General features: G+C 60.1%; 19 protein-coding genes, 2 rRNA genes, 2 other RNA genes and 1 other annotated feature. Of the genes, 8 read left to right on the top strand and 15 right to left on the bottom strand.

The window, feature by feature from the left end; genetic code table 11:
* Nucleotides 1–53 precede the first annotated feature (53 nt).
* Both pheT and pheS read right to left on the bottom strand, forming a co-directional pair.
* The gene (gene pheT / locus I5P96_RS06595) at nucleotides 54–2,465 is read right to left on the bottom strand and encodes a phenylalanine--tRNA ligase subunit beta (protein ID WP_223383622.1); all 2,412 of its coding nucleotides are present in this window, start codon (nucleotides 2,463–2,465) and stop codon (nucleotides 54–56) included.
* Nucleotides 2,466–2,483: 18 nt separating this feature from the next.
* Nucleotides 2,484–3,506: a phenylalanine--tRNA ligase subunit alpha gene (gene pheS, locus I5P96_RS06590; protein ID WP_097792400.1), complete on the bottom strand. Its 1,023-nt coding sequence runs from the start codon at nucleotides 3,504–3,506 to the stop codon at nucleotides 2,484–2,486.
* A 75-nt stretch (nucleotides 3,507–3,581) separates the two neighbouring features.
* Nucleotides 3,582–3,826: a binding site (T-box leader), on the bottom strand.
* Between the two features lie 415 nt (nucleotides 3,827–4,241).
* On the opposite strand from pheS, the gene I5P96_RS06585 reads away from it, so the two are divergent.
* Nucleotides 4,242–5,453 (top strand): MFS transporter, encoded by a 1,212-nt coding sequence (locus I5P96_RS06585; RefSeq protein ID WP_223383621.1) that lies wholly within the window; start codon nucleotides 4,242–4,244, stop codon nucleotides 5,451–5,453.
* Nucleotides 5,454–5,520: 67 nt separating this feature from the next.
* On the opposite strand, the gene I5P96_RS06580 is transcribed toward I5P96_RS06585, so the two are convergent.
* The 8 genes from I5P96_RS06580 to pta form a co-directional block, all read right to left on the bottom strand.
* The gene (locus I5P96_RS06580) at nucleotides 5,521–6,702 is read right to left on the bottom strand and encodes an FprA family A-type flavoprotein (protein ID WP_223383620.1); all 1,182 of its coding nucleotides are present in this window, start codon (nucleotides 6,700–6,702) and stop codon (nucleotides 5,521–5,523) included.
* A gap of 212 nt (nucleotides 6,703–6,914) precedes the next feature.
* Nucleotides 6,915–7,263, bottom strand: a transfer-messenger RNA (tmRNA) gene (gene ssrA / locus I5P96_RS06575).
* 68 nt (nucleotides 7,264–7,331) lie between these two features.
* A complete protein-coding gene (gene smpB, locus I5P96_RS06570; RefSeq protein ID WP_118552805.1) occupies nucleotides 7,332–7,814 on the bottom strand; it encodes an SsrA-binding protein SmpB in 483 nt (160 codons plus the stop codon).
* Between the two features lie 102 nt (nucleotides 7,815–7,916).
* Nucleotides 7,917–8,516 (bottom strand): recombination mediator RecR, encoded by a 600-nt coding sequence (gene recR / locus I5P96_RS06565; protein ID WP_097792404.1) that lies wholly within the window; start codon nucleotides 8,514–8,516, stop codon nucleotides 7,917–7,919.
* Nucleotides 8,517–8,535: 19 nt separating this feature from the next.
* On the bottom strand, nucleotides 8,536–8,874 hold the full coding sequence (locus I5P96_RS06560; protein ID WP_055191133.1) for a YbaB/EbfC family nucleoid-associated protein: 339 nt from the start codon (nucleotides 8,872–8,874) through the stop codon (nucleotides 8,536–8,538).
* 149 nt (nucleotides 8,875–9,023) lie between these two features.
* The gene (gene dnaX / locus I5P96_RS06555) at nucleotides 9,024–10,895 is read right to left on the bottom strand and encodes a DNA polymerase III subunit gamma/tau (protein WP_223383619.1); all 1,872 of its coding nucleotides are present in this window, start codon (nucleotides 10,893–10,895) and stop codon (nucleotides 9,024–9,026) included.
* Between the two features lie 76 nt (nucleotides 10,896–10,971).
* Nucleotides 10,972–11,071, bottom strand: an RNA gene (gene ffs / locus I5P96_RS06550) — signal recognition particle sRNA small type.
* Nucleotides 11,072–11,260: 189 nt separating this feature from the next.
* Nucleotides 11,261–12,286 carry a phosphate acetyltransferase gene (gene pta / locus I5P96_RS06545; RefSeq protein ID WP_223383618.1) on the bottom strand — a complete coding sequence of 342 codons (1,026 nt, stop codon included), beginning with the start codon at nucleotides 12,284–12,286 and terminating at the stop codon, nucleotides 11,261–11,263.
* A gap of 188 nt (nucleotides 12,287–12,474) precedes the next feature.
* Here pta and I5P96_RS06540 point away from each other — a divergent pair, with 188 nt between their 5' ends.
* The 3 genes from I5P96_RS06540 (at nucleotide 12,475) to I5P96_RS06530 (ending at nucleotide 16,716) form a co-directional block, all read left to right on the top strand.
* Nucleotides 12,475–13,041: a uracil-DNA glycosylase family protein gene (locus I5P96_RS06540; RefSeq protein ID WP_223383617.1), complete on the top strand. Its 567-nt coding sequence runs from the start codon at nucleotides 12,475–12,477 to the stop codon at nucleotides 13,039–13,041.
* Nucleotides 13,042–13,106: 65 nt separating this feature from the next.
* Nucleotides 13,107–14,192, top strand: coding sequence for a hypothetical protein (locus I5P96_RS06535; protein ID WP_223383616.1), 1,086 nt, complete (start codon nucleotides 13,107–13,109; stop codon nucleotides 14,190–14,192).
* Nucleotides 14,193–14,208: 16 nt separating this feature from the next.
* Complete coding sequence (locus I5P96_RS06530; RefSeq protein ID WP_223383615.1) at nucleotides 14,209–16,716, top strand: ATP-dependent DNA helicase; 2,508 nt, start codon at nucleotides 14,209–14,211, stop codon at nucleotides 16,714–16,716.
* Nucleotides 16,717–16,736: 20 nt separating this feature from the next.
* Here the strand turns inward: I5P96_RS06530 and I5P96_RS06525 are convergent, their stop codons facing one another.
* On the bottom strand, nucleotides 16,737–16,994 hold the full coding sequence (locus I5P96_RS06525; protein WP_118552798.1) for a heavy-metal-associated domain-containing protein: 258 nt from the start codon (nucleotides 16,992–16,994) through the stop codon (nucleotides 16,737–16,739).
* Between the two features lie 304 nt (nucleotides 16,995–17,298).
* Here I5P96_RS06525 and I5P96_RS06520 point away from each other — a divergent pair, with 304 nt between their 5' ends.
* Entirely contained in the window at nucleotides 17,299–17,496 is a 198-nt protein-coding gene (locus tag I5P96_RS06520; RefSeq protein WP_097792410.1) for a helix-turn-helix transcriptional regulator, read from the top strand.
* Between the two features lie 3 nt (nucleotides 17,497–17,499).
* Entirely contained in the window at nucleotides 17,500–17,946 is a 447-nt protein-coding gene (locus I5P96_RS06515; protein WP_223383614.1) for a DUF6773 family protein, read from the top strand.
* 42 nt (nucleotides 17,947–17,988) lie between these two features.
* On the opposite strand, the gene yfcE is transcribed toward I5P96_RS06515, so the two are convergent.
* Nucleotides 17,989–18,534, bottom strand: a complete 546-nt coding sequence (gene yfcE / locus I5P96_RS06510) for a phosphodiesterase (protein WP_118552796.1) — start codon at nucleotides 18,532–18,534, stop codon at nucleotides 17,989–17,991.
* 169 nt (nucleotides 18,535–18,703) lie between these two features.
* Between yfcE and I5P96_RS06505 the strand changes: the two genes are divergently transcribed.
* The gene (locus I5P96_RS06505) at nucleotides 18,704–19,435 is read left to right on the top strand and encodes a hypothetical protein (RefSeq protein ID WP_223383613.1); all 732 of its coding nucleotides are present in this window, start codon (nucleotides 18,704–18,706) and stop codon (nucleotides 19,433–19,435) included.
* Between the two features lie 198 nt (nucleotides 19,436–19,633).
* Complete coding sequence (locus I5P96_RS06500; protein ID WP_223383612.1) at nucleotides 19,634–20,965, top strand: MATE family efflux transporter; 1,332 nt, start codon at nucleotides 19,634–19,636, stop codon at nucleotides 20,963–20,965.
* Nucleotides 20,966–21,031: 66 nt separating this feature from the next.
* On the opposite strand, the gene I5P96_RS06495 is transcribed toward I5P96_RS06500, so the two are convergent.
* From I5P96_RS06495 to I5P96_RS06485, 3 genes are all read right to left on the bottom strand, one after another.
* Nucleotides 21,032–21,550, bottom strand: coding sequence for a GrpB family protein (locus I5P96_RS06495; protein ID WP_223383611.1), 519 nt, complete (start codon nucleotides 21,548–21,550; stop codon nucleotides 21,032–21,034).
* Nucleotides 21,551–21,611: 61 nt separating this feature from the next.
* Nucleotides 21,612–21,728: ribosomal RNA gene (rrf, locus tag I5P96_RS06490) — 5S ribosomal RNA — on the bottom strand.
* Nucleotides 21,729–21,853: 125 nt separating this feature from the next.
* Nucleotides 21,854–24,688, bottom strand: a 23S ribosomal RNA gene (locus I5P96_RS06485).
* Between the last annotated feature and the right edge of the window lie 12 nt (nucleotides 24,689–24,700).

Raw genomic sequence — 24,700 nt, 5'->3', positions numbered from 1 at the left:
CGCACACAGCCCCCGTGCTTTGGCACGGGGGCTGTTGTTTTTCTTGTTTTGAATCAGCGGATCTCGATGCCGAGCTTGAACTTCAGGTTGCCCAGCACTTTTTTGACGGTGCGCTCGACCTGTTCGGCAGAGACTTCTGCGCTGGGGTCGGACAGCGTCAGGGAGAACGCCATGCTCTTCTTGCCCGCGCCGAGGTTTGCGCCGCGATAGATATCGAACAGCTTCACGTCGGTGATGAGCGGGCTTGCCTTTTTGATGGTCTCCTCGATCTCGCCGCAGGTGACCTGTTCCTCGCAGACGAGGGCCAGGTCGCGCTTGACGGCAGCATAGGGGCTGAGCGGCTGATAGCGCAGCTCGCCGTCCACGCAGCTCATCAGGGCCTCGTAGTCCAGCTCACCGAGGTAGATGTTCTGGCTGTCCTTCTGTTCCTTTGCGATCTCCAGCTCGCCGTTGATCTCATTGGAGAGCTTGCCGAAGACGCCCAGACGCTTGCCGCCGCAGTAGACAGCGGCGCTGATGCCGGGGTGCAGCCAGGGCGCAGTCTCGCGCTCGTAGGTGAAGTGCAGGCCGAAACCGGCTGCCAGTGCCTCCATGGCGCCCTTGACGGTGAAGAAGTCCTCTTCCGGGCCGAAAGCACCGATGCAGAGGGTCTGGCGCTCGTGCGGATGCTCGCAGATGGGCAGTTCCTTGGCCAGATAGACCGGTGCCATCTCGAACAGACGGCCCTCGGCGTTGCCCTTCTTCAGGTTGTCCACGATGACGTTCAGCATGGACGGGGTGAGCAGGGTGCGCATGATGGAGAGGTTCTCGCTGATGGGGTTCAGGATGCGGATGGCCTTGCGGGCAGCATCATCGGCGGGGATGTGTAGCATGTCCAGCTCGGCGTTGGAGTAGAAGGCCAGCGTGGATGCCTCATAGAAGCCCTGCGCCGCCAGCAGACGCTTGGTCTTGAGCTGCTGCTTCTGGTCGTAGTTCAGACCGCCGTTGGTGACGGCAGCGGTGTTCAGGAAGGTGGGCACGATGTGGTCGTAGCCGTACTCACGGATGACCTCCTCGGCCAGGTCGGGGAAGCTCTCCACGTCCTCGCGGTACAGCGGGGCGGAAACATCCCAGCTGCCGTCGGCCTGCACGTCCACGGTGAACTCCAGACGCTGCAGGATGTCGATCATGGTCTGGTCAGGCACCGTGATGCCCAGCACACCGCAGATCTTGGCGGGGGTGGTCACGATGTGCCTGCGCTCCAGCGGGCGGCCATCGGTCAGGTCGTATTCCAGCGTGGTGATGTCGCCGCAGTCCAGCTCCTGGATCAGGTGCAGGGCACGGGCGAGGCCCAGTTCGGGCGAGTGGCGGTCCACGCCCTTCTCGTAGCGGGCGGAGGAGTCGCTGTTCTGGCCCAGCGCGCGGCTGGTCTTGCGGACGGAGTCGCGGGCGAAGGTGGCGCACTCAAAGAGCAGGCTGGTGGTGTTCTCATCCATGCCGGAGTTGGCACCGCCCATGATGCCGGCCAGTGCCACCGGCTTTTCGGCATCGCAGATGACGAGGTTGTTGGGGTTCAGGGTGAACTCCTTCTCATCGAGGGTCACGATCTTCTCGCCCTCGTGGGCGCGGCGGACGTCGATGGTGCGGCCCGCGACCTTGTTCAGGTCAAAGGCGTGCATGGGCTGGCCCATCTCCAGCAGGGTGTGGTTGGTGATATCGACCACGTTGCTGATGGAGCGCAGGCCGCACAGGGCCAGATGGCGCTTCATCCAGCGGGGAGACTCGCCCATCCGGATGTTGCGGACGTAGTGTGCCATGTAGCGGGGGCACAGGTCGGGGGCCTCCACCTGCACGGTGATGGGGGCATCGGCGTCGCAGACGGTCTGGTAATCCATGGCGGGCATGTGCAGGGGCTTGCCGAGGATGGCAGAGACCTCCCGCGCGATGCCCAGAACAGACTGGCAGTCCGGGCGGTTGGCGGTGATAGAGATATCGAAGATGTAGTCATCCAGACCGACCACCGGTGCGATGTCGGTGCCGGGGACGCTGTCTTCGGGCAGGATGAGCAGGCCGTAGACTTCCGAACCGGGGAACAGATCATCGTTCAGGCCCAGCTCCTCGCCGGAGCAGAGCATACCGTTGGACTCGACGCCCTGCATCTTGCGGGCCTTGATCTTGATACCGCCGGGCAGGGTGGAGCCATCCAGAGCGGCGGGCACACAGTCGCCCAGCTTCATGTTGGAGGCACCGGTGCTGATGCGGATGTCGTGGCCGTAGTCGCCGCAGTCCACCACACACTTGGTCAGGTGGGTGCCCTCCTGCTTTTCCATCTCCACGATCTTACCGACGACCACCTTGCTGATGCCTGCATCCAGCGGGATCAGCTCTTCGACCTCAAACCCGCAGGAGAAGAGTTTCTCCTCCAATTCCTGAGCCGTGACGTCGATATCGACAAGTTCTTTTAACCAACTGAAAGGTACTTTCATTGTTTGCTCTCTCCCCTCTTATTCATGGAACTGCTTGAGGAACTCCAGGTTGTTCTCGAACATCAGGCCGATGTTGTTGATGCCGTATTTCAGCATGGCGATGCGCTCGATGCCGATGCCAAAGGCGAAGCCGGAGTACTCATCCGGGTCGATGTTGCAGTTCTCCAAAACCTTGCGGTTGACGACGCCGCCACCCAGAACTTCGATCCAGCCGGTGTGCTTGCACAGGGGGCAGCCCTTGCCATGGCACTCGAAGCAGCTGACATCGACCTCGACGCTGGGCTCGGTGAACGGGAAGTAGGACGGGCGCAGGCGGGTGCGGGTGTCGGCACCGAACAGCTTCTGCACGAAGGTGTTCAGGGCACCCTGCAAATCGCCCAGGGTGATGCCCTTATCCACGACCAGACCTTCCATCTGGTGGAACATGGGGCTATGGGTCGCGTCGGAGTCGGAACGGAAGACGCGGCCGGGGATGAGCACCTTGATGGGCGGCTTCTGGGAATCCATGGTGCGGATCTGGCCGCCGGAAGTCTGGGTGCGGAGCAGGAACTCATCGGACAGGTAGAAGGTATCCTGCATATCGCGGGCGGGGTGGTCCTTCGGGACGTTCAGGCGGGTGAAGTTGTGGTCGTCGTCCTCGATCTCCGGGGCGTCCGCCACAGCAAAGCCCATGCCAGAGAAGACGTCGATGATCTGGTTGGTGACCAGCGTCAGCGGATGCAGGCCGCCGACCGCGCGGGTCTTGGCGGGCAGGGTGATGTCCACGGTCTCGGCGGCGTTGCGGGCGGCCAGCTCAGCTTCCTTCACCTTGGCGGCGGCAGCATCGTAGTCTGCCTGCACCTTGGTCTTCAGTTCGTTGATGATCTTGCCCATAGCGGGGCGCTCTTCCGGCGCGACGGAGCGCAGATTCTTCATCAGCGCGGGGATCTTGCCGTTTTTGCTCAGATATTCCTGCCAGAACGTGGCCAGCGTCTCCTTGGAAGAGACCTGACCGAGGCTTTCTTCGGCCTGTTTGGCCAGCTCGTCGATCATTGCTTGCATGGAAATTCTCTCCTTCTCGGTTTTCTTCTTGTTCAGCGGGTAACAAAAAAGCTCCGCCCCGCTCTGCCTTTCGGCAAAGGGGACGAAGCTGTAAACTTTACTCCGCGGTACCACCCGGTTTCCGCTCTTTTTTATAAGGAGCGGCGCTCAAACGCCGTAACGGGGCGCACCGTCCCGCACTAGCAGGCTGTCTTCAGCCGTTCACGCGGGCCGCTCAGGAGCGAACTTCGGTGCACGTCTCTCTCGGAAGCCCTTTCAGCCGGTGAAGCTTCTCTCTTTGCCGGACACACTGCACGTACTTTCTCCGTCGCTGCGTTTTGCATATCAGGTTTTCATAACCATAAATCATATTACCACATTTCGGCGCGGTTTGCAAGCGCAGAAGCGGATTTTGTGGCAATTTTCCGTTTTCGCTTGTGTTTTCCGCCGGGATATGGTATGCTGAGCACAACGTTTTACTGGAAGGAGGGTGCACCCACATGGGTTGGAACGGCTGCGTTTTCTTCAAAAAAGGAAACCCTTAAGCATTTCCGGCTCGAAGTGCGCCCATTTTTAGGAATCGCCCTCTCAGTCTGCTGCGCAGCTAGCTCCCCCGAAGGGGGAAAAGATGGAGTTTGCGCAATGCCAAGGCCTCTCCTACCAGGAGAGGTGTCACCGAAGGTGACGGAGAGGTTGTACAAAGAGACTCTAAGGATGGGCACTGTTTCATCTTGTAAAAATGAAAAGGTGCTTTCCATGAAATCAAATAAACAATCAACGCTCAACATCAAGCGGCAGCTTGGCTGTGTTTATACGGCCGACTTCTTCTCCGGCCTGCGGATCACCGACGCCGTGTGGGTCGCGCTGCTGGCCGCACGGGGGTTCTCCCTGTGGGAGATCGGCTTGGCCGAAAGTGTTTTCCATATCGTCAACCTGCTGTGCGAAGTGCCCAGCGGCATGGTGGCAGATCTTCTGGGCCGCAAAAAAGCCCTTGTGTCCGGCGGTGTGCTGGCCGTCACCTCCAACCTGCTGATGGCGTTTGCACCGAATCTGTTTGCCATCTGCTTCGCAATGGCGCTGAACGCGCTGTACAGTACCCTATTCTCCGGCACCTTCACGGCCCTTGTCTACGACAGCCTCAAGACGGAAGACCGCGAGAACGAATACCTTCAGATCTCCGCCAACAGTTCCCAGATCTCCATGCTGGCCAGTGCGCTGGGTTCGCTGGCCAGCACGGTCCAGCGGTTCCTCGGCTTTGCAGGCTTTTATCTGCTCAGCGCCCTGTTCGAGGGCGTCTCCACCCTCGCCTGCCGATGGATGAACGAACCCATCGTCACGGCAGCGCAGGCCAACCGGGCCCGGCAGTCCCTGCACGACCTGCCCGGTCAATTCATCCAGCTCGTGCAGGACAGTCTGCATGTTCTGCGCACCTGCCCGCTGGCCGCGAAGCTCATCGTATCCAGTGCGATCATCTCGGTGCCCTGCTACCTGACCAAGATGTTTTTGCAGCAGCGTCTCATTGAGCTGGGCTGGCCCACCGAAGCGCTGTTCCTTCCCCTGCTGCTGGGCGGCATCGCCTGTGTCCTCGGCACCGAGGCCGGACGCCGGGTCCGGTTCCGCTCCATGCGGCGGTTCTACGCCGTCTGTGCTCTGCTCTGCGGTGCGGGCACCCTTCTGGTGGGCACCGCGCCTGCCTGGGGCGGCATCTTCGGCATGATGCTGGTGCAAGGCGTTTTGCAGGTCTACCTCCTGCATGAGATCCAACAGCTCAACGACGCCATCCCCAGCGACCAGCGCGCCACCCTCATCAGCGTGGACAGCATGGCCTACAGTCTGCTCATGATCCCCGCCAGCCCCCTCGTCGGTGCGGTCGGCGACGCCTTCGGTCAGGCCGGTGCCGGTCTCGCCCTTCTCGGCGGCCTTGTCGCCGTGAGCGGACTGGTGCTTCTGGGGCCGAAGAAGCAATAAGAGAATGAGAGAAAGAACAAGGACCCGACACTTCCGGTGCCGGGCCCTTGTTTTTGCTGTGTAGTTCTTATTTTGCGATCAGCTCTTCCGCCAGCTGCTCCATCTGTGCCTCCGATGCGGCACTGACTGCCGAACGAATGGTGACAACGTTCTCACAGACGGTGATGTTCTTCATGCCCTCCAGTTCGGTGCGCATGAGCTTGGCGGCCATGGGGGCCCAGGTGCCGTTCTCCATCAGGCCGATGGTGCGGCTCTGAAAGTTCTTGGTCTTCAGATGGGCCAGCAGGTTTTCCATCGGCGGGAAGAGGAAGCCGTCGTAAGTGGCGCAGGCCAGCACGATCTTTCCGCAGCGGAAGGCTTCGGTCACGGCGTAGGAGACATCGGTGCGGGTCAGGTCCATCTCCACGACTTTGGCTCCTCTGGCGCGGAGCTTTTCGGCCATCTGGTGTGCTGCTGCGCGGGTATGGCCGTGGATGGACGCACTGGCGACCAGGATCTTCTCCGGCTCTTCGGGCTTGTAGCTGGACCAGGTGTCATAGTAGGCCAGGTACTTGCTCAGGTCGCCGGTCAGCACGGGGCCGTGCAGCGGGCAGATGGTCTGGATGTCCAGTGCAGCCGCCTTCTTCAGCAGAGCCTGCACCTGCGGGCCATACTTGCCCACGATGTTCAGGAAGTAGCGGCGGGCTTCGCTGGCCCAGTCGGCATGTTCGTCAAACTTTGCCACTGCGCCAAAACGGCCAAAGCCGTCGGCGGAGAAGAGCACCTTCTCGGTGGACTCATAGCTCACCATGACTTCCGGCCAGTGCACCATGGGCGCAAAAACGAAGGTCAGCGTGTGGCTGCCCAGGCTCAGGCTCTCGCCGTCCTTGACCACCACGCGGCGTTCCTTTGCGACGGCGTCCGCACCGAAGAACTGCTCCATATACTGGAAGGTCTTGGCGTTGCCCACCACCTGCATGGCCGGGTAACGTGCGGCCAGCTTTGCGATGTTGGCACCGTGGTCCGGCTCCATGTGGGAGACGATGAGGTAGTCGGGCTGGGTGCCGTTCAGGGCCTCGGCCAGATTTTCCAGCCACGGGTCGGTGGCGCGGGCGTCCACCGTATCCAGAATGGCGGTCTTCTCATCCCGGATGACATAGGAATTGTAGCTCACACCGGTGGGCACCGGGTACTGGCTCTCGAACAGGTCGATGGTAGTATCATCCACACCTACGCCCAGAATGGCCTCGCTGATCTTTTTCACGCTCATAACAGACATCCTCTTTTCTGTTGTATCGCTGTTCCGGCGAACCGGAAATATCTACTAGGAACCTTTCCTATTGTAGCACAAGGGTTCTCATTTTGCAAGCCGCTTATCTCTCTCCGTCAGCGCGGGAGGCTCTGTCATTGCAAAGCGCGTGAAACAGTGTGGTATAAGCAAAGAAAAAGCACCTGGATTTTAACGAATCCAGGTGCTTTTAGTGGTGGAGGCGATGGGAGTCGAACCCATGTCCGAAAAGAGTTCAGCGTAGGTGTCTCCGGGTGCAGGCGATCAACAACATTCCCTCCGCGTCACGCCGGTCGCCAGGCTAACGCATTGGTAGCTTCATGAGTTCCTGCCGGTCCGCAAAGCTTAGGTCCGTTCAGGTGCTGTGTCTAAAGGACGCCCCGGCCCCACACGACACAAGAGTGGGCGGAACGCGCAGCACTCAGGCTGCGAGCAACTGATAATTATTGTTGTCAGTTAATTTTTTGGAGGAGTTTAAAGCAGGTCCCCCACTGCTACCCGCTGCCCAGGCCTCGCTCCCCCCGTCGAAACCTTTACGCCCCCATGAAACGCACACCGGTGAGGGTGTGCGGTGAAGCAGAGTTTCGTCCGGCTGGAACAGCCCGGAGATCTTAGTAATACGTGCCGTTGGACTTGACGGCCCGGTCGATGGAGCGCTTTGCGTCGCGCTTGGCGGCATCGGCGCGCTTGTCGTAGAGCTTTTTGCCCTTGCACAGGCCCAGCTCCATCTTCACGCGGCCATGCTTGAAATAGAGTGAGAGCGGAACCAGCGTATACCCTTGCAGTTTGCACTGCTGGTGCAGCCGCCGGATCTCGTTCTTGTGGGCCAGCAGACGCCGCACCCGCATGGGGTCCTGGTTGAAGATGTTGCCGTGGTCGTAGGGGGTGATGTGCATCCCCTTGACCAGAAGTTCGCCGTCCTCGATATCGACCCAGCTGTCTTTCAGGTTGACGCCGCCGGCCCGCAGGCTCTTCACCTCGGTGCCTTTCAGCTCCAGACCTGTTTCCAGCGCTTCCAGAACGAAGTATTCGTGGCGTGCTTCCCGGTTGGTGGCGATGGTCTTTGTGGCCGGACGCTCTTTTGCAGGTGCCATGGGGCACGCCTCCTTTCTGTTCTGGTCTCGTTTTGTTAGTATATCACATTTTTGCGGTTTTGCAAGGCCCGTTTTTGAAGGAATTGTAAACTTTTGCCGGGTTTACAGTTCCCCGCGGCCTTCCAGTGCCTTGTACAGGGTGTTCTCGTCGGTGTACTCCAGATTGCCGCCCACGGGCAGGCCGTAGGCCAGGCGGGTGACTTTGATGCCCAGCGGCTTGATGAGCTTGGCCAGATACATCGCGGTGGCCTCGCCCTCCACGGTGGGGTTCATGGCCATGATGACCTCTTTCACCTCGTCGGTGCTCAGGCGGGCCAGTAGTTCCTTGACAGTGAGCTGCTCGGCCGTGATGCCGTCCAGCGGGTTCATCAGGCCGTGGAGCACATGGTACAGGCCCCGGTATTCGCGGGTGCGCTCAAACGCCTGCACGTCGCGGGGCTTTTCCACCACGCAGATGACCGAGCGGTCCCGCTTGGCGCTGGCGCAGATGGGGCACAGCTCGGCTTCGGTATAGTTCTGGCAGACGCGGCAGCGGTGGAGCCGGGTGTGGGCCGCCTGGATGGCACCCGCCAGCGCGGCGGCCTCGTCATCCGACATGCTCAGCACCTGATAGGCCATCCGGGTCGCGCCTTTGGTGCCAATGCCCGGAAACTTGCTGAACTCCTCGATCAGCTTGTCCAGCGGGGCTGCATTATAACTCATGGCGACGCCTCCCCTCGGCTCAGAGGCCGGGGATATTCAGGCCGCCGGTCAGCTTGCCCATCTCGGCCTCGGCGGTCTCATCCACCTGCTTGACGGTGGCGTTGATGGCCGCAGCCACCAGATCTTCCAGCATCTCGATGTCGTCGGGGTCCACGGCTTCGGGCTTGATGGAAATGCTGAGCACCTCGTGCTTGCCGTTCATCTTCACGGTGACCATCTCGCCGGAGGCGCTGCCGGTGTACTCGGCGGCTTCCAGCTCGGCCTGCTTGGCCTTCATGTCATCCTGCATCTTCTGTGCCTGACGCATCAGGGCGTTCATATCGGGGCGGCCAAAACCTGCGGGCATTCTTGCTTTCATCGTTCGTGGTTCTCCTTTATTATCTAGAATTTTTTGGATATTGGAATCTCTTAGTTGGGCTTACTATAACAGCCTGTTCTGAAAGAATACGCTTTCCCTCAGTACAACCTCTCAGGCGCTTCGCGCCAGCGCTGACGGAGAGGGTCATCTTACCTTTTCTTTTTCGCACTCTCCTCAATGCTCACGTCCACGCCCAGCTGTTCCAGACGGCGGAGGGATTCCTCGGCGTTGGTGGCAGAGCGGTGGACAGCTTTCGGCTCGTAGGGGCCGATGGGCACGGCTACGCCGGACACCTGCGCGATGAGCTTCTTGATGAGGCGCTGGCTGTCCTTATTGGCGCGGATGAAGTCCCGGAAGGTCTTTCCGCCGTCGATGAGGACGCGGGTCCCGTCGAAGTAGCCCTTCGACTTTTTGAGGTAGGTGTAGAGCATGGGGTCTTTTTCCTGCAGCAGCCGGACCACCTCATCCCACTGGGGGAAGGGGTTGATCCCCTCTGCCGCCACCCTGCGGGGCTTGTTGAGGGCGGGGTCTGCCGGATTCTCGGCGCTGGGCTGCACCGGGGCCGGAGCCGGTTTTTCTGCCGACATGGACGAGGCTGCTTCGGGCTGGGCCGGAGGTGCAGGCCGGGCCGGTTCATCCCAGGGCAGCGGGGCAGCGTCCTGCACCGGTGGTTCCTCCGGAAGCGGCGGCAGGTCGTCCTCGGTGGGAGCCGCTTTGACCAGAGGTTCCGGCTGCGGTTCCGGGTCTGCCATGGAGGCAGGCGCGGCCGTCTCCGGCGCGGTCTGTGTTACCGGTGCGGAAGGCTCCACAGCGGGTGCCGCCGGGGCCACCGGAACGCTCACAAAGGGCTGCGGCGGGGCCGCTGCTGCAAAGGGGCGGGACGTTTCCTGCGGGGCCGCCGGGCGGGGTGCGGCTTCCACCGCTGCCCGCTGCATCATCTGGGGCGGCTCGGACAGGCTGAAGAGGGCAAGCTCCAGCTCAATGCGCTGGTCGCTGCCGCGGGTCATGTGTTCGAGGGCGTTGCCCAAGGTGCGGATGGCCCGGATGGCCTCCTTCTGGCCCAGCTGCGGCCCTTTTTCGAGGTAGCAGGTCTCTTCCTCCGGCGACACACCGGAGAGCAGTGTCTGCCCGCCGGGCAGTGCCGCCAGCATGAGGGCGCGGTAATGGGCGATGAGTTCTTCGGTCAGGCGCTTCACATCCACCGACTGCTGCCGCAATTGGGCCAGCTGAGCCAGCGCGGTGGGAGCGTCCTGCGCCGCGATGGCGTCCGAGATGCGGAACAGGTAGCTCCGGTCGGTGACGCCCGCCATCCGGCGGACCACGTCGGCGTCCACTTTAGCGGTCACGCCTGCACAGGTGTCCAGAATGGACAGCGCATCGCGCATGGCACCATCGGCCAACCGGGCGATCAGCTCCGCGCCCTCGGTGGTCAGCTCCAGTCCCTCCTGCCCGGCGATATATTCCACCCTCTGGGCGATATCCTCCGGCCCGATGCGGGTAAAGTCGTACCGCTGGCAGCGGGACAGGATGGTGGCCGGGACTTTCTGGATCTCGGTCGTCGCCAGGATGAAGATGACATGGGCGGGCGGCTCTTCCAGCGTTTTCAGCAGCGCGTTGAACGCCGCTGTTGAGAGCATGTGCACCTCGTCGATGATATAGACCTTATAATGGCAGGCGCTGGGGGTGTAGGCGGTCTCGTCGCGCAGGTCGCGGATATCGTCCACGCCGTTGTTGGAGGCCGCGTCCATCTCCACCACGTCCAGAATGCTGCCGTTGTCGATGCCGCGGCAGATCTCGCACGTACCGCAGGGGTCACCGTTGTTTGGGTGCAGGCAGTTGACCGCCTTGGCGAAGATCTTGGCGCAGGTGGTCTTGCCCGTACCGCGCACCCCCGTGAACAGGTAGGCGTGGCCAACGCGGCCGGCGGCGATCTGGTTGCGCAGTGCCGTCACGATGCCGCGCTGCGCCACCACGTCCTCAAAGCGCTGGGGCCTCCACTTGCGGTATAACGCGCGATACATCCGCTTCTCCCCTTTCTGCAATAAAAAACGGACAGCGCTGACGGGGTTTGACCCCCGCCTTGCGTAGCTCGACATACGAATGCAGGCTGACTGAAACGCACAGGGCACACCGCTTAAGGCTGCTTGGTTCCCCACCTGACCTGGTTCACAGCGGCCCCATCGTACAGGGCCCGCATCCGTATGTCGAACCGCGCAGCAGGCGCTGTCCGACAAGGCACAATTTGTGCTTGATTATTATAACATATCGGGAGGGAGATTGCAAGCCCTTCTCTGTTGTGAACGCTGGGGTTGGTATGCCGCTGCCAAACGCAAAAGCCCCCGCCGGGCGGGCCGGCGGAGGCTTGGGATGCTTACTTCAGAGAAGCTCAGGACTGGCAGGCAGTGATGAGGCTCATCTTGTAGACCTCGTCGGCGTTGCAGCCGCGGGACAGGTCGTTGATGGGAGCGTTCAGGCCCTGCAGGATGGGGCCGTAAGCAGCATAGCCGCCCAGACGCTGTGCGATCTTATAGCCGATGTTGCCGGCCTCGATGCAGGGGAAGACGAAGGTGTTGGCCTGGCCAGCGACCTTGCTGCCCTTGCACTTGACCTGTGCGACTTCCGGAGCAACGGCTGCGTCAAACTGCAGCTCGCCATCGACAGCCAGTTCGGGGTCCATCTCCTGGGCCTTGATGACGGCGTCGTGGCTCAGAGCGACGGTGCCGCCCTTGCCGGAGCCCTTGGTGGAGAAGCTCAGGACAGCGACCTTCGGGTCGATGCCGAACAGCTTTGCGGTCTTGGCAGTCTCGACAGCGACCTCAGCCAGCTTGGAAGCAGCAGAGACCTTGACCTCGCCGGTTGCCTTGTCGATGGTATCGGTGTAGTCGATATTGACAGCACAGTCGCCCATGGCGATGCGCTTCAGGCCTTCTTCGCCGCAGTCGCGGTCCAGAATGAAGCAGGAGCTCACCAGATGGGCACCCTTCTTGGTCTTGACCAGCTGCAGAGCGGGGCGGATGGTATCGGCGGTGGAGTAGGTGGCACCGCCCAGCAGGCAGTCGGCCTTGCCCATCTTGACCAGCATGGTGCCGAAGTAGTTGGACTTCTTCAGCAGTGCGGTGCACTCCTCAGCGGTCTGCTTGCCCTTGCGCAGCTCGACCATGGTATGGACCATCTCATCAAAACCGGCGTAGTTCTCCGGGTCAATGATCTCAGCAGCAGAAATATCGAAACCACCGGCAGCGGCAGCAGCCTTGCACTCAGCCTCGTTGCCGACCATCACGACCTTCAGCACGCCCTCAGCCAGCAGCTTGCTTGCGGCCTCCAGGATGCGGGGGTCATTGCCCTCGGTAAAAACGATCGTCTTGGGGTTTGCCTTCAGCTGGGCCACCAGCGGTGCAAACATATCAGCCATTGTGATTACCTCCGAAATTACTTTGCAATTATTCATGGGCAGCACAGACCTGCCCTTCTTTTTTATTTTAGCACAACCTCTGGAAACTTCAAGACAAAACCGCAATTTTGTGGTATATTTTGTAGCAGAAGATAAGACGCTCAATCGTTAAGAAAATGTCATTTAGTTTGTGAGAGGTTTAACGAAATATGGAATGGGAAACACTCAAGGCTCAGTGCCTTGCCTGCCGCAGCTGTGGGCTGTGCGAAACGCGGACGAACGTGGTGTTCGGTCAGGGTGCCGAGGACGCCGAGGTGCTGTTTGTGGGCGAAGGCCCCGGCCAGAGCGAGGATGAGCAGGGCCTGCCCTTTGTGGGCCGCAGCGGCCAGCTGCTGGACAAATACCTCTTCGCCATCGACCTGGACCGCAAAAAGAACTGCTATATTGCCAACATCGTCAAGTGCCGCCCGCCGCAGAACCGCGACCCCCTGCCCGCCGAGAGCGAAGCCTGTATGCCCTGGCTGCGGGAGCAGTTCCGTCTGCTCAAGCCGAAGATCGTGGTCTGTCTTGGGCGTGTGGCGGCCCAGCGGATGATCCGGGAGGACTTTTCGGTGGTCCGGGAGCACGGCGAGTTCTACAATAAGAACGGCATCCTCTTCATGGCCACCTACCACCCCGCCGCTCTTCTCCGCCAGCCCCGCAGCAAGCCGGACGCCTTCGCCGACTTTCTGGCCCTGCGGGAGAAGATCCAGGAGGTCTGCGAGCACACCTACTGAGCGGCCCTCTCCGTGACACTTTCCTTTTGTTTTGCATATTCTAGAACAAAAGTGAGGTGTTCCTTATGACAAACATCCGGACCGATTCGGTTGATTTTTTCCTCGGAGCCACCACGCCCGCCGGGTTCAAGGGCTATTTTGAGCCGCTGCGGCACGAACCGGGGATGCAGCTCTATCTCATCAAAAGCGGGCCGGGCTGCGGCAAATCCACCTTGATGAAGCACATCGCACAGGCTGCCGAACAGAAGGGTGAACGCATCGAGAAGATCCACTGCGCCAGTGACCCCGACAGCCTCGACGGCGTCATCTTCCCGGAAAAGCGGCAGGCCATTCTGGACGCCACCGCGCCCCACACGATGGAGCCGGACGCCCCCGGTGCCGACGAGGTCGTGGTGAGCCTGTACCACACCATCGACGCTGGGAAGCTCTCCCTCCACCGTGAGGAAGTCAAGGCGCTCTTTGCCCGGAACGCTTCCCTGCGCAGCCGGGCGGCGCGGTATATCGCCTCAGCCGGGAGCCTCCTGCTGGACAGCCGCCGCGCCGAAGCCTGCTGCGCCAACTTTGAAAAGGTGCGCCGCTATGCCAAACGCCTCTGCACCCGGATGCTCCCCCGCCTGCCCGACACGGCCCGCCCCGGCGAGGAGCTGCGGCTGCTGTCGGCCATCACGCCCAAGGGGCCGGTCTTCTATCACGGCACCGTGCAGGCACTGGCCGACCGGTATATCGTCTTCCGCGACGACTACGGAGCCATCTCCCGCCTGCTGCTGGAGCTCATCCGTGCCGAGGCGCTGGCGCGTGGCTACCAGATCATCACCTGCCCTTGCGCCATGCACCCCGAAGACCAGATCGACCATCTCTTCATCCCATCGCTGCGGCTGGCCTTTTTAACGGATAACCCCTGGCACCCGGTGCACATCTCCGGTGTGCAGGCCGTGCGCTGCACCCGCTTCCTTGACCGCGAGCACATGGCCGGGTTCCGCGCCCGCCTGCGCTTCAACGAGCGGGCCGCCACCGAGCTGCTGGACCAGGCCGTCGCCCTCATGGCGCAGGCCAAGAGCTGCCACGACGAGCTGGAGACCTACTACCGCGCCGCCGTCGATTTCGCCGAAGTCGAGAAGGTGACGGAGGAAACGATCAAAGCAATGTTGTAAAAGCGAGGTAATGTTCATGCCCTCCCCTCAACCGATCCGTCTGCCCATCCGGCAGCTGGTGGAATTTCTGCTCCGCACCGGCAGCATCGACAGCCGCTTCACCGGCTTCGACCGCGCCAACGAGGGTGCACGCATCCACCGCAGGCTGCAAAAAGCGGCAGGCGACGGCTACGCTGCCGAGGTCTATCTGACGACGCAGCGCGAGGTGGAGGGCCTTTTGTTTGTGCTGGAAGGCCGCGCCGACGGCATTTTCCAGAACGAAGACGGCACCGTCGTCATCGACGAGATCAAGACCACGGCCCTCCCCACCGAGGAGCTGACCGAAGACCGGAACCCCTGCCACTGGGCGCAGGGCATGGTGTATGGAGCCATCTACGCTGCGCAGAACCAGCTGGAGCGGCTCAGCGTCCGGCTGACCTATTACCAGATCGACACCGACGAGATCACCCGCTACACCCGGCACTTCACCGCCGGGGAGCTGGACGCCTTCCTCACCGGCCTGCTGCGGCAGTACGCCCCCTGGGCACGGCGGCAGATGACCTGGGCCGAGGCCCGCACCGCCAGTCTGACGGCTCTGACATTCCCCTTCCCGTCCTACCGCCCCGGCCAGCGGGCACTGGCGGGCGAGATCTACCGCGCCTGCATCGCGGGCCGGAGCGGGCAGAAAAACGGCACCCGGCTGTTCTGTCAGGCCCCCACCGGCATCGGCAAGACCATGAGCGCCCTCTTCCCGGCCCTCAAGGCCATCGGCGCGGGCAGCGGCGAAAAGCTGTTCTACCTCACGGCCCGCAGCACGACCCAGGCCGCTGCCGAGGATGCCCTCGCGCGGCTCCACTCCAGCACACCGGGGCTGGCCCTGCGCAGCGTGACCCTGACGGCCAAGGAGAAGGTCTGCCTCTGCAAGGACGCCGAGGGCCATCCCGCCTGCCTGCCCGAAGCCTGCCCCTACGCCAACGGCTACTACGAGCGGATCAAAGATGCCCTTGCCGCCCTGCTGGACGGTGCCCCGCAGTTCGACCGCGCCGCGCTGGAAGCCGCCGCCCGGCAGTTCACGGTCTGCCCGTTCGAACTGGGGCTTGACCTGAGCGCGTGGGCCGACGTCGTCATCGGCGACTACAACTACCTCTTTGACCCTGTGGTCCGGCTCCACCGCTTCTTCGATGCGGCGGGCGACTGGCTCTTTCTCATCGACGAGGCGCACAATCTGCCCGACCGGGCCCGCGCGATGTACTCGGCAGGGTTTGCAAAGTCTGCCCTCACCGACGCCAAACGCGCCCTCGGCCGGGGCAAAAGCAGCCTGAAAACAGCCCTTTCCCGCGCCGACCGGGCCTTTCTCGAAGCGCGGAAGCAGGTGGCCGTGCTGGCTCCCCGCCGGGGTGTTTCCCCGCCCGCAGCGGACGCCGCCGGGCAGACCAGCCTTTTGGATGAGACCCCCGCGTCGGGCATCGCCCTGCCCGAACCGCTGCTGGCACAGGAGGGCACGGTCTTCTTCCGGGAGCTGCCCGACGCCCTGCTCAAGCCGCTCCACGCCTTGCAGGCCCCTTTGCAGGACTGGCTGGAGCAAAACCCCGATGCCGACGCCCACGCCCGGCTGCTGGAACTTTATTTTGCCGTGCAGGACATCACCCGCGCAGCCGACCGGTACGACACCCACTTCGTCACCCAGCTCACAGCCCGCGGCAGCGAGCTGGAGCTGGAACTGCTCTGCCTCGACCCCTCGGCCTTTGTGGACGCGAGCCTTGGCTGCGGGCGGGCGGCGGCGCTGTTCAGCGCCACCCTCACCCCGCCGGGCTACTACCGGGGCGTTCTGGGCTGTCCGGATGCCCGCGCCGTCGCTCTGGAAAGTCCCTTCCCGCCCGACCATCTGGGGCTGTACTGCCTGCCCGGCATCTCCACCCGCTACCGGGACCGGGAAGCCAGCATCCCCGCCGTGTCGGACGCACTGGCGGCGCTGGCCGGAGGAAAAGTGGGCAACTATCTGGCCTTTTTCCCCAGCTACGCCTACCTCCGCCGGGTCTACGAAGACTTCACGGCCCGGTATCCGGGCATCGCCACGCTGGCGCAGGAGAGCGGCCTGGACGATGCGGCACGGGCGGCATTTTTGCAAAAATTCACCCCGGACCCTGCGCAGACACTGCTGGGGTTCGGGGTGATGGGCGGCATCTTCGGGGAGGGCGTCGATCTGGTCGGCGACCGGCTCATCGGGTGTGCCATCGTGGGGGTCGGCCTGCCGCAGGTGAACCCCCGGCAGGAGATCCTGCGCCGCTACTACGACGAGCAGTCCGGCACCGGCTTCGACTACGCCTACCGGTATCCCGGCATGAACAAGGTGCTGCAGGCCGCCGGGCGGGTCATCCGCACCGCCGGAGACCGGGGCGTCGTCCTCCTTCTGGACGACCGCTTCGCCCGCAGCGAGTACACCCGCCTGTTCCCCCGCCACTGGCAGCACCTCAAGTACCTGAACGGCACCGAGACCCTCAAAGAGGAGCTGGACCGCTTCTGGGGGCAGGGAAGCAGCCGTTGATCGGAACTGCCCGCGGGCCTTTATTTTTTCCAGAACGAGAAGAAGCCCTTCTTCTCGTAGGGTCTGGTCTCGGCACCGGTCACGGTATAGCCGGTGGCGGCGATGGCCTGTTTCAGCGTTTCAATATCCAGTGCCTGCTCCGAGACGATAACCGTCTCGCCTCTGGTGTGGGAAGACGACACCTTGCTCACCTGCGCCGTCTTGCGCACCACGTCGTTGATGTGGCTCTCGCACATGCCGCACATCATCCCTTGGACTTTCAAGATCGTTTCCACCATTTCGGTTCTCCTCTCTGGATCGCATCAAGACCGGGCCATGATGTCCGGTTTTTGTCATTTTTGTTAGTTTTAGCTAACTTCAACAGAAACAAAAAAGGCTTTGGCTCCTTCCGCCTGCACAGAATACCGCCGGTAAGAAGCTCCTCCTTCTTTTTTCAGTGCTATCATACCACGATTCCCTGCGAAACGCAACCCAGTATTGCCGACATTTTGTAAATTATACTTGACATTTTGTCGTGTAGGTGATATGCTCTGGTCAGAGGGTACGAGCTCCCCCTCCCATCCCATTGTATGAGGTGACAACATGCCGAAAAATCTGAAACTGAAAGCGGCCCGCGCCGAAAAGGATCTGACCCAGAGCGCACTGGCCGAAGCGGCGGGCGTCTCCCGCCAGACCATCAACGCCATCGAAAAGGGCGAGTATAACCCCACCATCAACCTTTGCCGCAGCATCTGCAAGATCCTGGGCAAAACACTGGACGAATTGTTCTGGGAGGAATAAACGATGAAATTTTCACTGTACAGCAAGAAAAATCAGTTTGACGAGATGCAGGAGCAAACCATGCTCCGCATCGAAGCACGGGGCTTCTGGCTGCTGTGGGCAGGGCTGCTCCTCGCCATCCTCGTGCAGATCGTTCTCCGCACACCAAGCAGTCAGTGGGTCGGCGAGTTCGTTGTCTTCATGGCCGGCTGCTGCTACTCTATCATCGAGTGCCTGCGCAACGGCTTGTGGGACAGCCACATCTGCGCAAATACCACCACCAACGTGGTAGGTTCCTTGTTTGCATGCGTCGTAGTCACTGTCGTCACCGGCCTTGCCTACGGCCATTGGCTGATCGCGCTCCTTCCCGGTGTCATTACCGGCATTCTCAGCTTCGTGCTCCTGCAAGTCTGTATGCACGTCGCCGAGAAGCGCCGCAAGGAACTTGATAACCCGAAGGACGAAGAGTAAACAAACGGAAAAAGCCAGGCAATGCCTGGCTTTTTCCGTTTATCATACGATTTCGTGATACACTTCCCCGCTCGCCAGCTCCTTCCACTGGAATATGCTGTCTTCCAGCGTCATATAACTGTGGGGGCTGTTCTCCTTCGGGATGCTCAACGAGCCGGGGTTCAGGTAGAGGTTCCCGTCTCCAAAGCTCTCCCACGCCGGGACGTGGGTGTGGCCGTGCAACAGCACATCCCCCGGTGCCAGCGGCGGCAGGTTCTTCTTATTATAAATGTGGCCGTGTGTGGCGTAGACCAGCTTTTCCCCCACCGGCAGGATGCAGTAATCCGCCATCACCGGGAAACTCAGCACCATCTGGTCCACCTCAGCCTCGCAGTTGCCCCGCACACAGCACAGCTTCGGCTTCAGGCCGTTCAGCAGCGGGATGACCTCCTTGGGCGCGTAGCCGTCGGGCAGGTCGTTGCGGGGTCCGTGGTAGAGCAGGTCGCCGAGCAGCAGCAGGCGGTCTGCGCCCTCCCGCTCGAACGCCTCGACCATCTGGCGGCAGTATTTGGCCGACCCGTGCAGGTCGGATGCGATCATCCATTTCATCGTTCCATCTTCCTTTGCAGTTCCGTTGGCCCCATTATAGGGTCTGCGCTGCGGGCTGTCAAGCATTTGCCGCAGCCACGAAAAATCGTCTCTTGCCAAAATGGGGAAATCGTGGTACAGTATAGGCGTTGTATTTTTCCAAAAAATGATTTTACCACGAGGTTTTGATATGAAAAAACATTCCCAGAACACTCTGGTCTTCCTGACCGCACTGGCCCTTGGTGCAACGGTGCTCCTCACCGGCTGTTCAGAGGACGCGGCAGGCAGCACCGCCGAAACCGCTTCCGCTCCTGCTGCACCCGCCCAGTCTTCCGACACGACAGCCACCGGCGCAACCGCTGCGCAGACGTCTGAGCTGCTCGCCTCCCTGACCCATGAGGAGATGGAGGAGCTGATCTCCGGCAACACCACGCTGGCCGAACTGGAGCAGAAGCGCTTCAACCTCCCCTCTTCCGGCGCCTCCGATGCGGCCACGGTTTCTCCGGAGGATGCCGCAGCTGCGCAGGCTCCCTCCGCTTCTTCTACTTCTGCTTCCCCGGCTGAGGCTCCGTCTTCTTACGATGTGGAGCTTCAGGCCCTCATCAACCAGCTCTACGCCGTCAAGGCCAATGCCGAGAGCGGCCTGAACAGCGCCATCCAGTCCGCAAAGGACGAGTATCACGCTCTGCCTGCCGACAAGCAGACGGCCACCCGGAAGGTCTCCATCGTGATGGGCAAGAGCAGTGAGCTTCAGAAGCTCGAAGCCGACTGTGACAAGCAGGTGGATGCGATCGTTGAGAAAATGCGCACCCTGCTTCAGGAAAATGGGCAGAGCACCGAGCTTGCCGATCAGGTCAAGGCCTCTTATAAGGCTCAGAAGAGCGCCATGTACGCTTCCCTCAAGAGCCAGCTTCTCGGCTGACCCTCTTGACAATCGCCTTCCAACGTGATATTCTAAGGTTCCTAAAATATCGTGTGGATTTTTACAGCATTCATTTCAGAGCTACTTTTCGCCACACAATGGTTCGCGGAAGCGCCCCATTGTGCGGCGTTTTTTTTGCGCCTTTTTGGGGGCACCGCGGGCCGTGTCCGTTTGATCCCCTCAGAAAGGAAGCAGAAAATGAACGATACCTTTATGAAAACCAGACCGGTGCTCCCGCTGCTGGTCTCTATGGCCCTGCCCAACGTCATCTCGATGCTGGTGAACTCGCTGTACAACATCGTGGACAGCCTCTTCGTTGCCCGCATCAGCGAGCAGGCCATGACGGCCCTGTCGCTGGTGTTCCCGGTGCAGAACCTCGTCAACGCCATCTCCATCGGCTTCGGCATTGGCATCAACGCGCAGATCGCACTCCACCTCGGTGCAGGCGACCGCGAAAAGGCGGACATCTCCGCCACCCACGGCATGGCCCTCTCGATCCTGCACGGCCTGCTGTGCACCGTGGCGGGCATCGCCATCATGCCGGGCTTTCTGCGCCGGTTCACCTCGGATGAGTCGCTGGTCTCGATGGGCGTCCTCTACGCCACCATCGTCTTCCTGTTCTCCATCGTCAACATGGCCGACCTTGCCTTCGAGAAGATGTTCCAGGCCGTAGGCCGGATGAACACCACGATGATCGCGCTGATCGCAGGCTGCGTCTGCAACATTGCACTGGACCCGGTGCTCATCTTTGGCCTTGGCCCGGTGCCTGCCCTGGGCATTGCCGGTGCAGCGCTGGCCACCAACTTCGGCCAGCTCGTCACCCTCTGCATTTACCTCTACTGCTACGCCACCTCCGACCTCCCGGTCCGGCTGCGCCGCAGGCATCTGCACTTCGAGCCCGCACTGGACGGCAAGCTCTACGCCATCGGCATCCCGGCCATTCTGAATCTGGCCCTGCCCTCCCTGCTGGTCACCTTCCTCAACGGCCTGCTGGCAGCCTTCTCACAGAGCTACGTCACGGTTCTGGGCATCTACTACAAACTCCAGACCTTTCTGTACCTGCCCGCCAACGGCATCGTGCAGGGAATGCGTCCACTGGTCGGCTATAACTACGGTGCAAGGGAGCATGGCCGCGTCGCCAGGCTCTACAACCTGACGCTGGGCCTGAGCGCCGCCATCATGGCCGTTGGCACCGTCCTCTGCCTGACCATCTCCGGTTCCCTCATCGGCCTGTTCAGTTCCAACCCGGAGACCATCGCCATCGGCACCACGGCCCTGCGCATCATCTGCCTGGGCTTCGTTGTCTCGGCAGTCTCCACCACCTCTTCCGGCGCACTGGAGGGTCTGGGCAAGGGGGTGCCTTCGCTGGTCATCTCCCTCTGCCGCTATGTGTTCTTCATCATGCCGCTGGCCTGGGTGCTTTGCCGCACCCTTGGCCCCACCGGCGTCTGGCACGCCTTCTGGATCACGGAGGCCTGCTCTGCCGCCATCGCCTTCGTCGTCTACCACAGAGCTGTCTCAAAGCGCTGAGCCTGCCCTGAAAGCACGACCGCCCCGCCGCATGGGATGCACTCCCAGCGGCGGGGCGTTTTTGTTTCACTCTTCCAGACCGCACATCCGGTAAAGCTCCGTAATGCACGGAGACTTATATTCCAGATACCGTTCGATGTCATCGGGGAAACGCTGTGCAGCCTGTTCTTTCACGCTGCTGTACCACTTCACAGCGACCGGATTCTGGCGCAGAAATTCCCGGAACGTGATATGACGGCGTAGTTCTTCGGAATCTGCCGGGCAGACATACAGATGATGCAGCTGCAAATACGGTTTGCCGGTATAGCAAAAGGCTTCCCGCCCTTCAATGCCGAGGTTTCCCTCGTGCACGTATCCAATGGATGCAAGCCGCTCAATGGCCGCCTTCAGGCATGTCCTGTCCGGGATGACCACGTCCACATCAATGCAGGGCTTTGCTGACATTCCTTCCACGGAGGTGCTCCCCACATGTTCGATGCGCAGAGCCAGCTCCCCCATCGCGGCTTCCAGCTCCGCCCGGATCGCGAAAAAGTCCTCTTTCCATTTGGGATCATAGGGCAAAACGACGACATGCGTTGTTCTCATGTTTCTCTCCTTCTCTCTGCAACAAAAACGCCCTAAGATTTCTCTTAGAGCGTTTCGATCAAGTCGGCGACTACCTATTTTCACAAGCCGTTTCCAGCTAACTATCTTGGGCACGAGTGAGCTTAACTACTGTGTTCGGAATGGGAACAGGTGGGACCTCACCGTCATCGTCACCGACCATATGACTGGTTCAGTATACCATACAGTCTACTGTTTGTCCAGTGTTTTTAGAAGGACGTGCCTTCAAAACTGAATAATCACTGCTAACATTTTTTCGTTGACTCTTTGAGTCTCAAGCGAATTGTGGTCAAGCCCTCGATCTATTAGTACACACTTGCTGAATGGATCACTCCACTTACACATCGTGCCTATCAACCTTGTAGTCTTCAAGGGATCTTACTTGCTTTAAGCAATGGGATATCTTATCTTTGGGTCGGCTTCACGCTTAGATGCTTTCAGCGTTTATCCGATCCGTACGTAGTTGCCCAGCTATGCTCCTGGCGGAACAACTGGTGCGCCAGAGGTACGTCCGTCCCGGTCCTCTCGTACTAGGGACAGCTCCCATCAAATATCCTGCGCCCACGACAGATAGGGACCGAACTGTCTCACGACGTTCTGAACCCAGCTCGCGTACCGCTTTAATTGGCGAACAGCCAAACCCTTGGGACCGAATACAGCCCCAGGATGCGATGAGCCGACATCGAGGTGCCAAACCTCCCCGTCGATGTGGACTCTTGGGGGAGATCAGCCTGTTATCCCCAGGGTAACTTTTATCCGTTGAGCGATGGCATTTCCACTCACATACCACCGGATCACTAACTCCAACTTTCGTTACTGCTCGACCCGTCAGTCTCGCAGTTAGGCTCGCTTCTGCGTTTGCACTCTTTTGCTTGATTTCCGTTCAAGCTGAGCGAACCTTTGAACGCCTCCGTTACTCTTTAGGAGGCGACCGCCCCAGTCAAACTGCCCACCTAACAATGTCCCCCGACTCGATTCAGAGCCGCAGGTTAGAATTCCAATATCGCAAGGATGGTATCCCAACGTCCTCTCCATGACCGCCAAAGCGATCACTTCCCAGAGTCCCATCTATCCTGTGCATGCAACATCGAAACCCAATATTAGGCTACAGTAAAGCTCCATGGGGTCTTTCCGTCTTGTCGCGGGTAACCGGCATCTTCACCGGTACTACAATTTCGCCGGGCGGGCTGTTGAGACAGTGCCCAAATCATTACGCCTTTCATGCGGGTCAGAACTTACCTGACAAGGAATTTCGCTACCTTAGGACCGTTATAGTTACGGCCGCCGTTCACTGGGGCTTCGATTCAATGCTTGCACATCTCCTCTTAACCTTCCAGCACCGGGCAGGCGTCAGCTCGTATACGTCATCTTTCGATTTAGCACAAACCTGTGTTTTTGGTAAACAGTTGCTTGGGCCGATTCTCTGCGGCTCCATCTCTGGAGCACCCCTTCTCCCGAAGTTACGGGGTCAATTTGCCGAGTTCCTTAACATCCCTTCTCCCGTTGGCCTTAGAATCTTCTTCCTACCTACCTGTGTCGGTTTGCGGTACGGGCACCTCAGAAATCCACACAGCTTTTCTCGCCATCTTCCATCCCAGACTTCGGTACTATTTTCCCTCGATCTCTACCGGAACCAACACCCGGCTCTGAGACTTCTTATGTGTCCCTGTGCTTAACTCTTTTGGTGGTGACGGAATCTCTACCGTCTGTGCATCGGCTACGCCTTTCGGCCTCACCTTAGCTCCCGACTAACTTGGAGCGGACGAACCTTCCTCCAAAAACCTGAGGCTTTCGGCCATGCAGATTCTCACTGCATTCGCGCTACTCATTCCGGCATTCTCACTTCTATACACTCCACAGCCGCTTGCGCTACTGTTTCGCCGCGTATACAACGCTCCCCTACCCAATCCATTGCTGGATTGCCTAAGCTTCGGTGCCAGGTTTAGCCCCGTTAAATTCTCCGCGCAAAGACGCTCGACCAGTGAGCTATTACGCACTCTTTGAATGAGTGGCTGCTTCTGAGCCAACATCCTGGTTGTCTGCGTATCTTCACATCGTTTTCCACTTAACCTGACTTTGGGACCTTAGCTGTAGATCTGGGCTGTTTCCCTTTTGACAATGACATTTATCTGACACTGTCTGACTCCCAGGCATCAATATTCTGGCATTCTGAGTTTGATAAGCTTCGCTAACCTCTCGGCCGCTAGGCTATTCAGTGCTTTACCTCCAGATATCTAACCTGAGGCTAGTCCTAAAACTATTTCGGGGAGAACCAGCTATCTCCGGGTTCGATTGGAATTTCTCCGCTACCCACAGTTCATCCGCCGCCTTTTCAACGGAGGTCGGTTCGGTCCTCCATGGAATTTTACTTCCACTTCAACCTGACCATGGGTAGGTCACCCGGTTTCGGGCCCATTGTATGCAACTTAACGCCCTTTTCAAACTCGCTTTCGCTTCGGCTCCAGTCCTGAAGACCTTAACCTTGCTGCATACAATCGCTCGCCGGACCGTTCTACAAAAAGTACCCTATCACACATTGACGTGCTCTAGGTGCTTGTAGGCACAGGGTTTCAGGTTCTTTTTCACTCCCCTCCCGGGGTGCTTTTCACCTTTCCTTCACAGTACTATACGCTATCGGTCACTGGGTAGTATTTAGGGTTGGAGGGTGGTCCCCCCATCTTCCGACCAGGTTTCACGTGTCTGGCCGTACTCTGGATTCTGCGCAGCTCTTTCCGTTTTCACCTACGTGGTTCTCACACTCTCTGACCGGCCTTCCCATGCCGTTCGGTTAACAGATTGAGTCCTAAAAGCAGTCCGTACCCCGGAAGTCTTTCGACTCCCGGTTTGCCCTCTTCCGCGTTCGCTCGCCACTACTTACGGAATCTCGTTTGATGTCTCTTCCTCGCCCTACTTAGATGTTTCAGTTCAGGCGGTTCCCTCGATCTACCTATTTTGAAGTTCAGTAGATCGTACCTGAGTATGAACCCAGGTGAGTTTCCTCATTCAGAAATCTCCGGATCAATGCTTATTTGCAGCTCCCCGAAGCTTATCGCAGCTTATCACGTCTTTCATCGGCTCCCAGTGCCAAGGCATTCGCCCTGCGCCCTTGTTCGCTTGACCTTTCAAACGTTC

Origin of the sequence: Faecalibacterium prausnitzii (assembly GCF_019967995.1) — a bacterium.
In the GTDB taxonomy this organism is placed as follows: domain Bacteria; phylum Bacillota; class Clostridia; order Oscillospirales; family Ruminococcaceae; genus Faecalibacterium; species Faecalibacterium prausnitzii_E.
This window is presented reverse-complemented; position numbering and strand designations above follow the sequence as displayed.

Coding starts and splice junctions, on each gene's coding strand:
- pheT (WP_223383622.1), bottom strand. CDS start 2,465: ATGAAAGTACCTTTCAGTTGGTTAAAAGAACTTGTCGATATCGACGTC.
- pheS (WP_097792400.1), bottom strand. CDS start 3,506: ATGCAAGCAATGATCGACGAGCTGGCCAAACAGGCCGAAGAAAGCCTC.
- I5P96_RS06585 (WP_223383621.1), top strand. CDS start 4,242: ATGAAATCAAATAAACAATCAACGCTCAACATCAAGCGGCAGCTTGGC.
- I5P96_RS06580 (WP_223383620.1), bottom strand. CDS start 6,702: ATGAGCGTGAAAAAGATCAGCGAGGCCATTCTGGGCGTAGGTGTGGAT.
- smpB (WP_118552805.1), bottom strand. CDS start 7,814: ATGGCACCTGCAAAAGAGCGTCCGGCCACAAAGACCATCGCCACCAAC.
- recR (WP_097792404.1), bottom strand. CDS start 8,516: ATGAGTTATAATGCAGCCCCGCTGGACAAGCTGATCGAGGAGTTCAGC.
- I5P96_RS06560 (WP_055191133.1), bottom strand. CDS start 8,874: ATGAAAGCAAGAATGCCCGCAGGTTTTGGCCGCCCCGATATGAACGCC.
- dnaX (WP_223383619.1), bottom strand. CDS start 10,895: ATGTATCGCGCGTTATACCGCAAGTGGAGGCCCCAGCGCTTTGAGGAC.
- pta (WP_223383618.1), bottom strand. CDS start 12,286: ATGGCTGATATGTTTGCACCGCTGGTGGCCCAGCTGAAGGCAAACCCC.
- I5P96_RS06540 (WP_223383617.1), top strand. CDS start 12,475: ATGGAATGGGAAACACTCAAGGCTCAGTGCCTTGCCTGCCGCAGCTGT.
- I5P96_RS06535 (WP_223383616.1), top strand. CDS start 13,107: ATGACAAACATCCGGACCGATTCGGTTGATTTTTTCCTCGGAGCCACC.
- I5P96_RS06530 (WP_223383615.1), top strand. CDS start 14,209: ATGCCCTCCCCTCAACCGATCCGTCTGCCCATCCGGCAGCTGGTGGAA.
- I5P96_RS06525 (WP_118552798.1), bottom strand. CDS start 16,994: ATGGTGGAAACGATCTTGAAAGTCCAAGGGATGATGTGCGGCATGTGC.
- I5P96_RS06520 (WP_097792410.1), top strand. CDS start 17,299: ATGCCGAAAAATCTGAAACTGAAAGCGGCCCGCGCCGAAAAGGATCTG.
- I5P96_RS06515 (WP_223383614.1), top strand. CDS start 17,500: ATGAAATTTTCACTGTACAGCAAGAAAAATCAGTTTGACGAGATGCAG.
- yfcE (WP_118552796.1), bottom strand. CDS start 18,534: ATGAAATGGATGATCGCATCCGACCTGCACGGGTCGGCCAAATACTGC.
- I5P96_RS06505 (WP_223383613.1), top strand. CDS start 18,704: ATGAAAAAACATTCCCAGAACACTCTGGTCTTCCTGACCGCACTGGCC.
- I5P96_RS06500 (WP_223383612.1), top strand. CDS start 19,634: ATGAACGATACCTTTATGAAAACCAGACCGGTGCTCCCGCTGCTGGTC.
- I5P96_RS06495 (WP_223383611.1), bottom strand. CDS start 21,550: ATGAGAACAACGCATGTCGTCGTTTTGCCCTATGATCCCAAATGGAAA.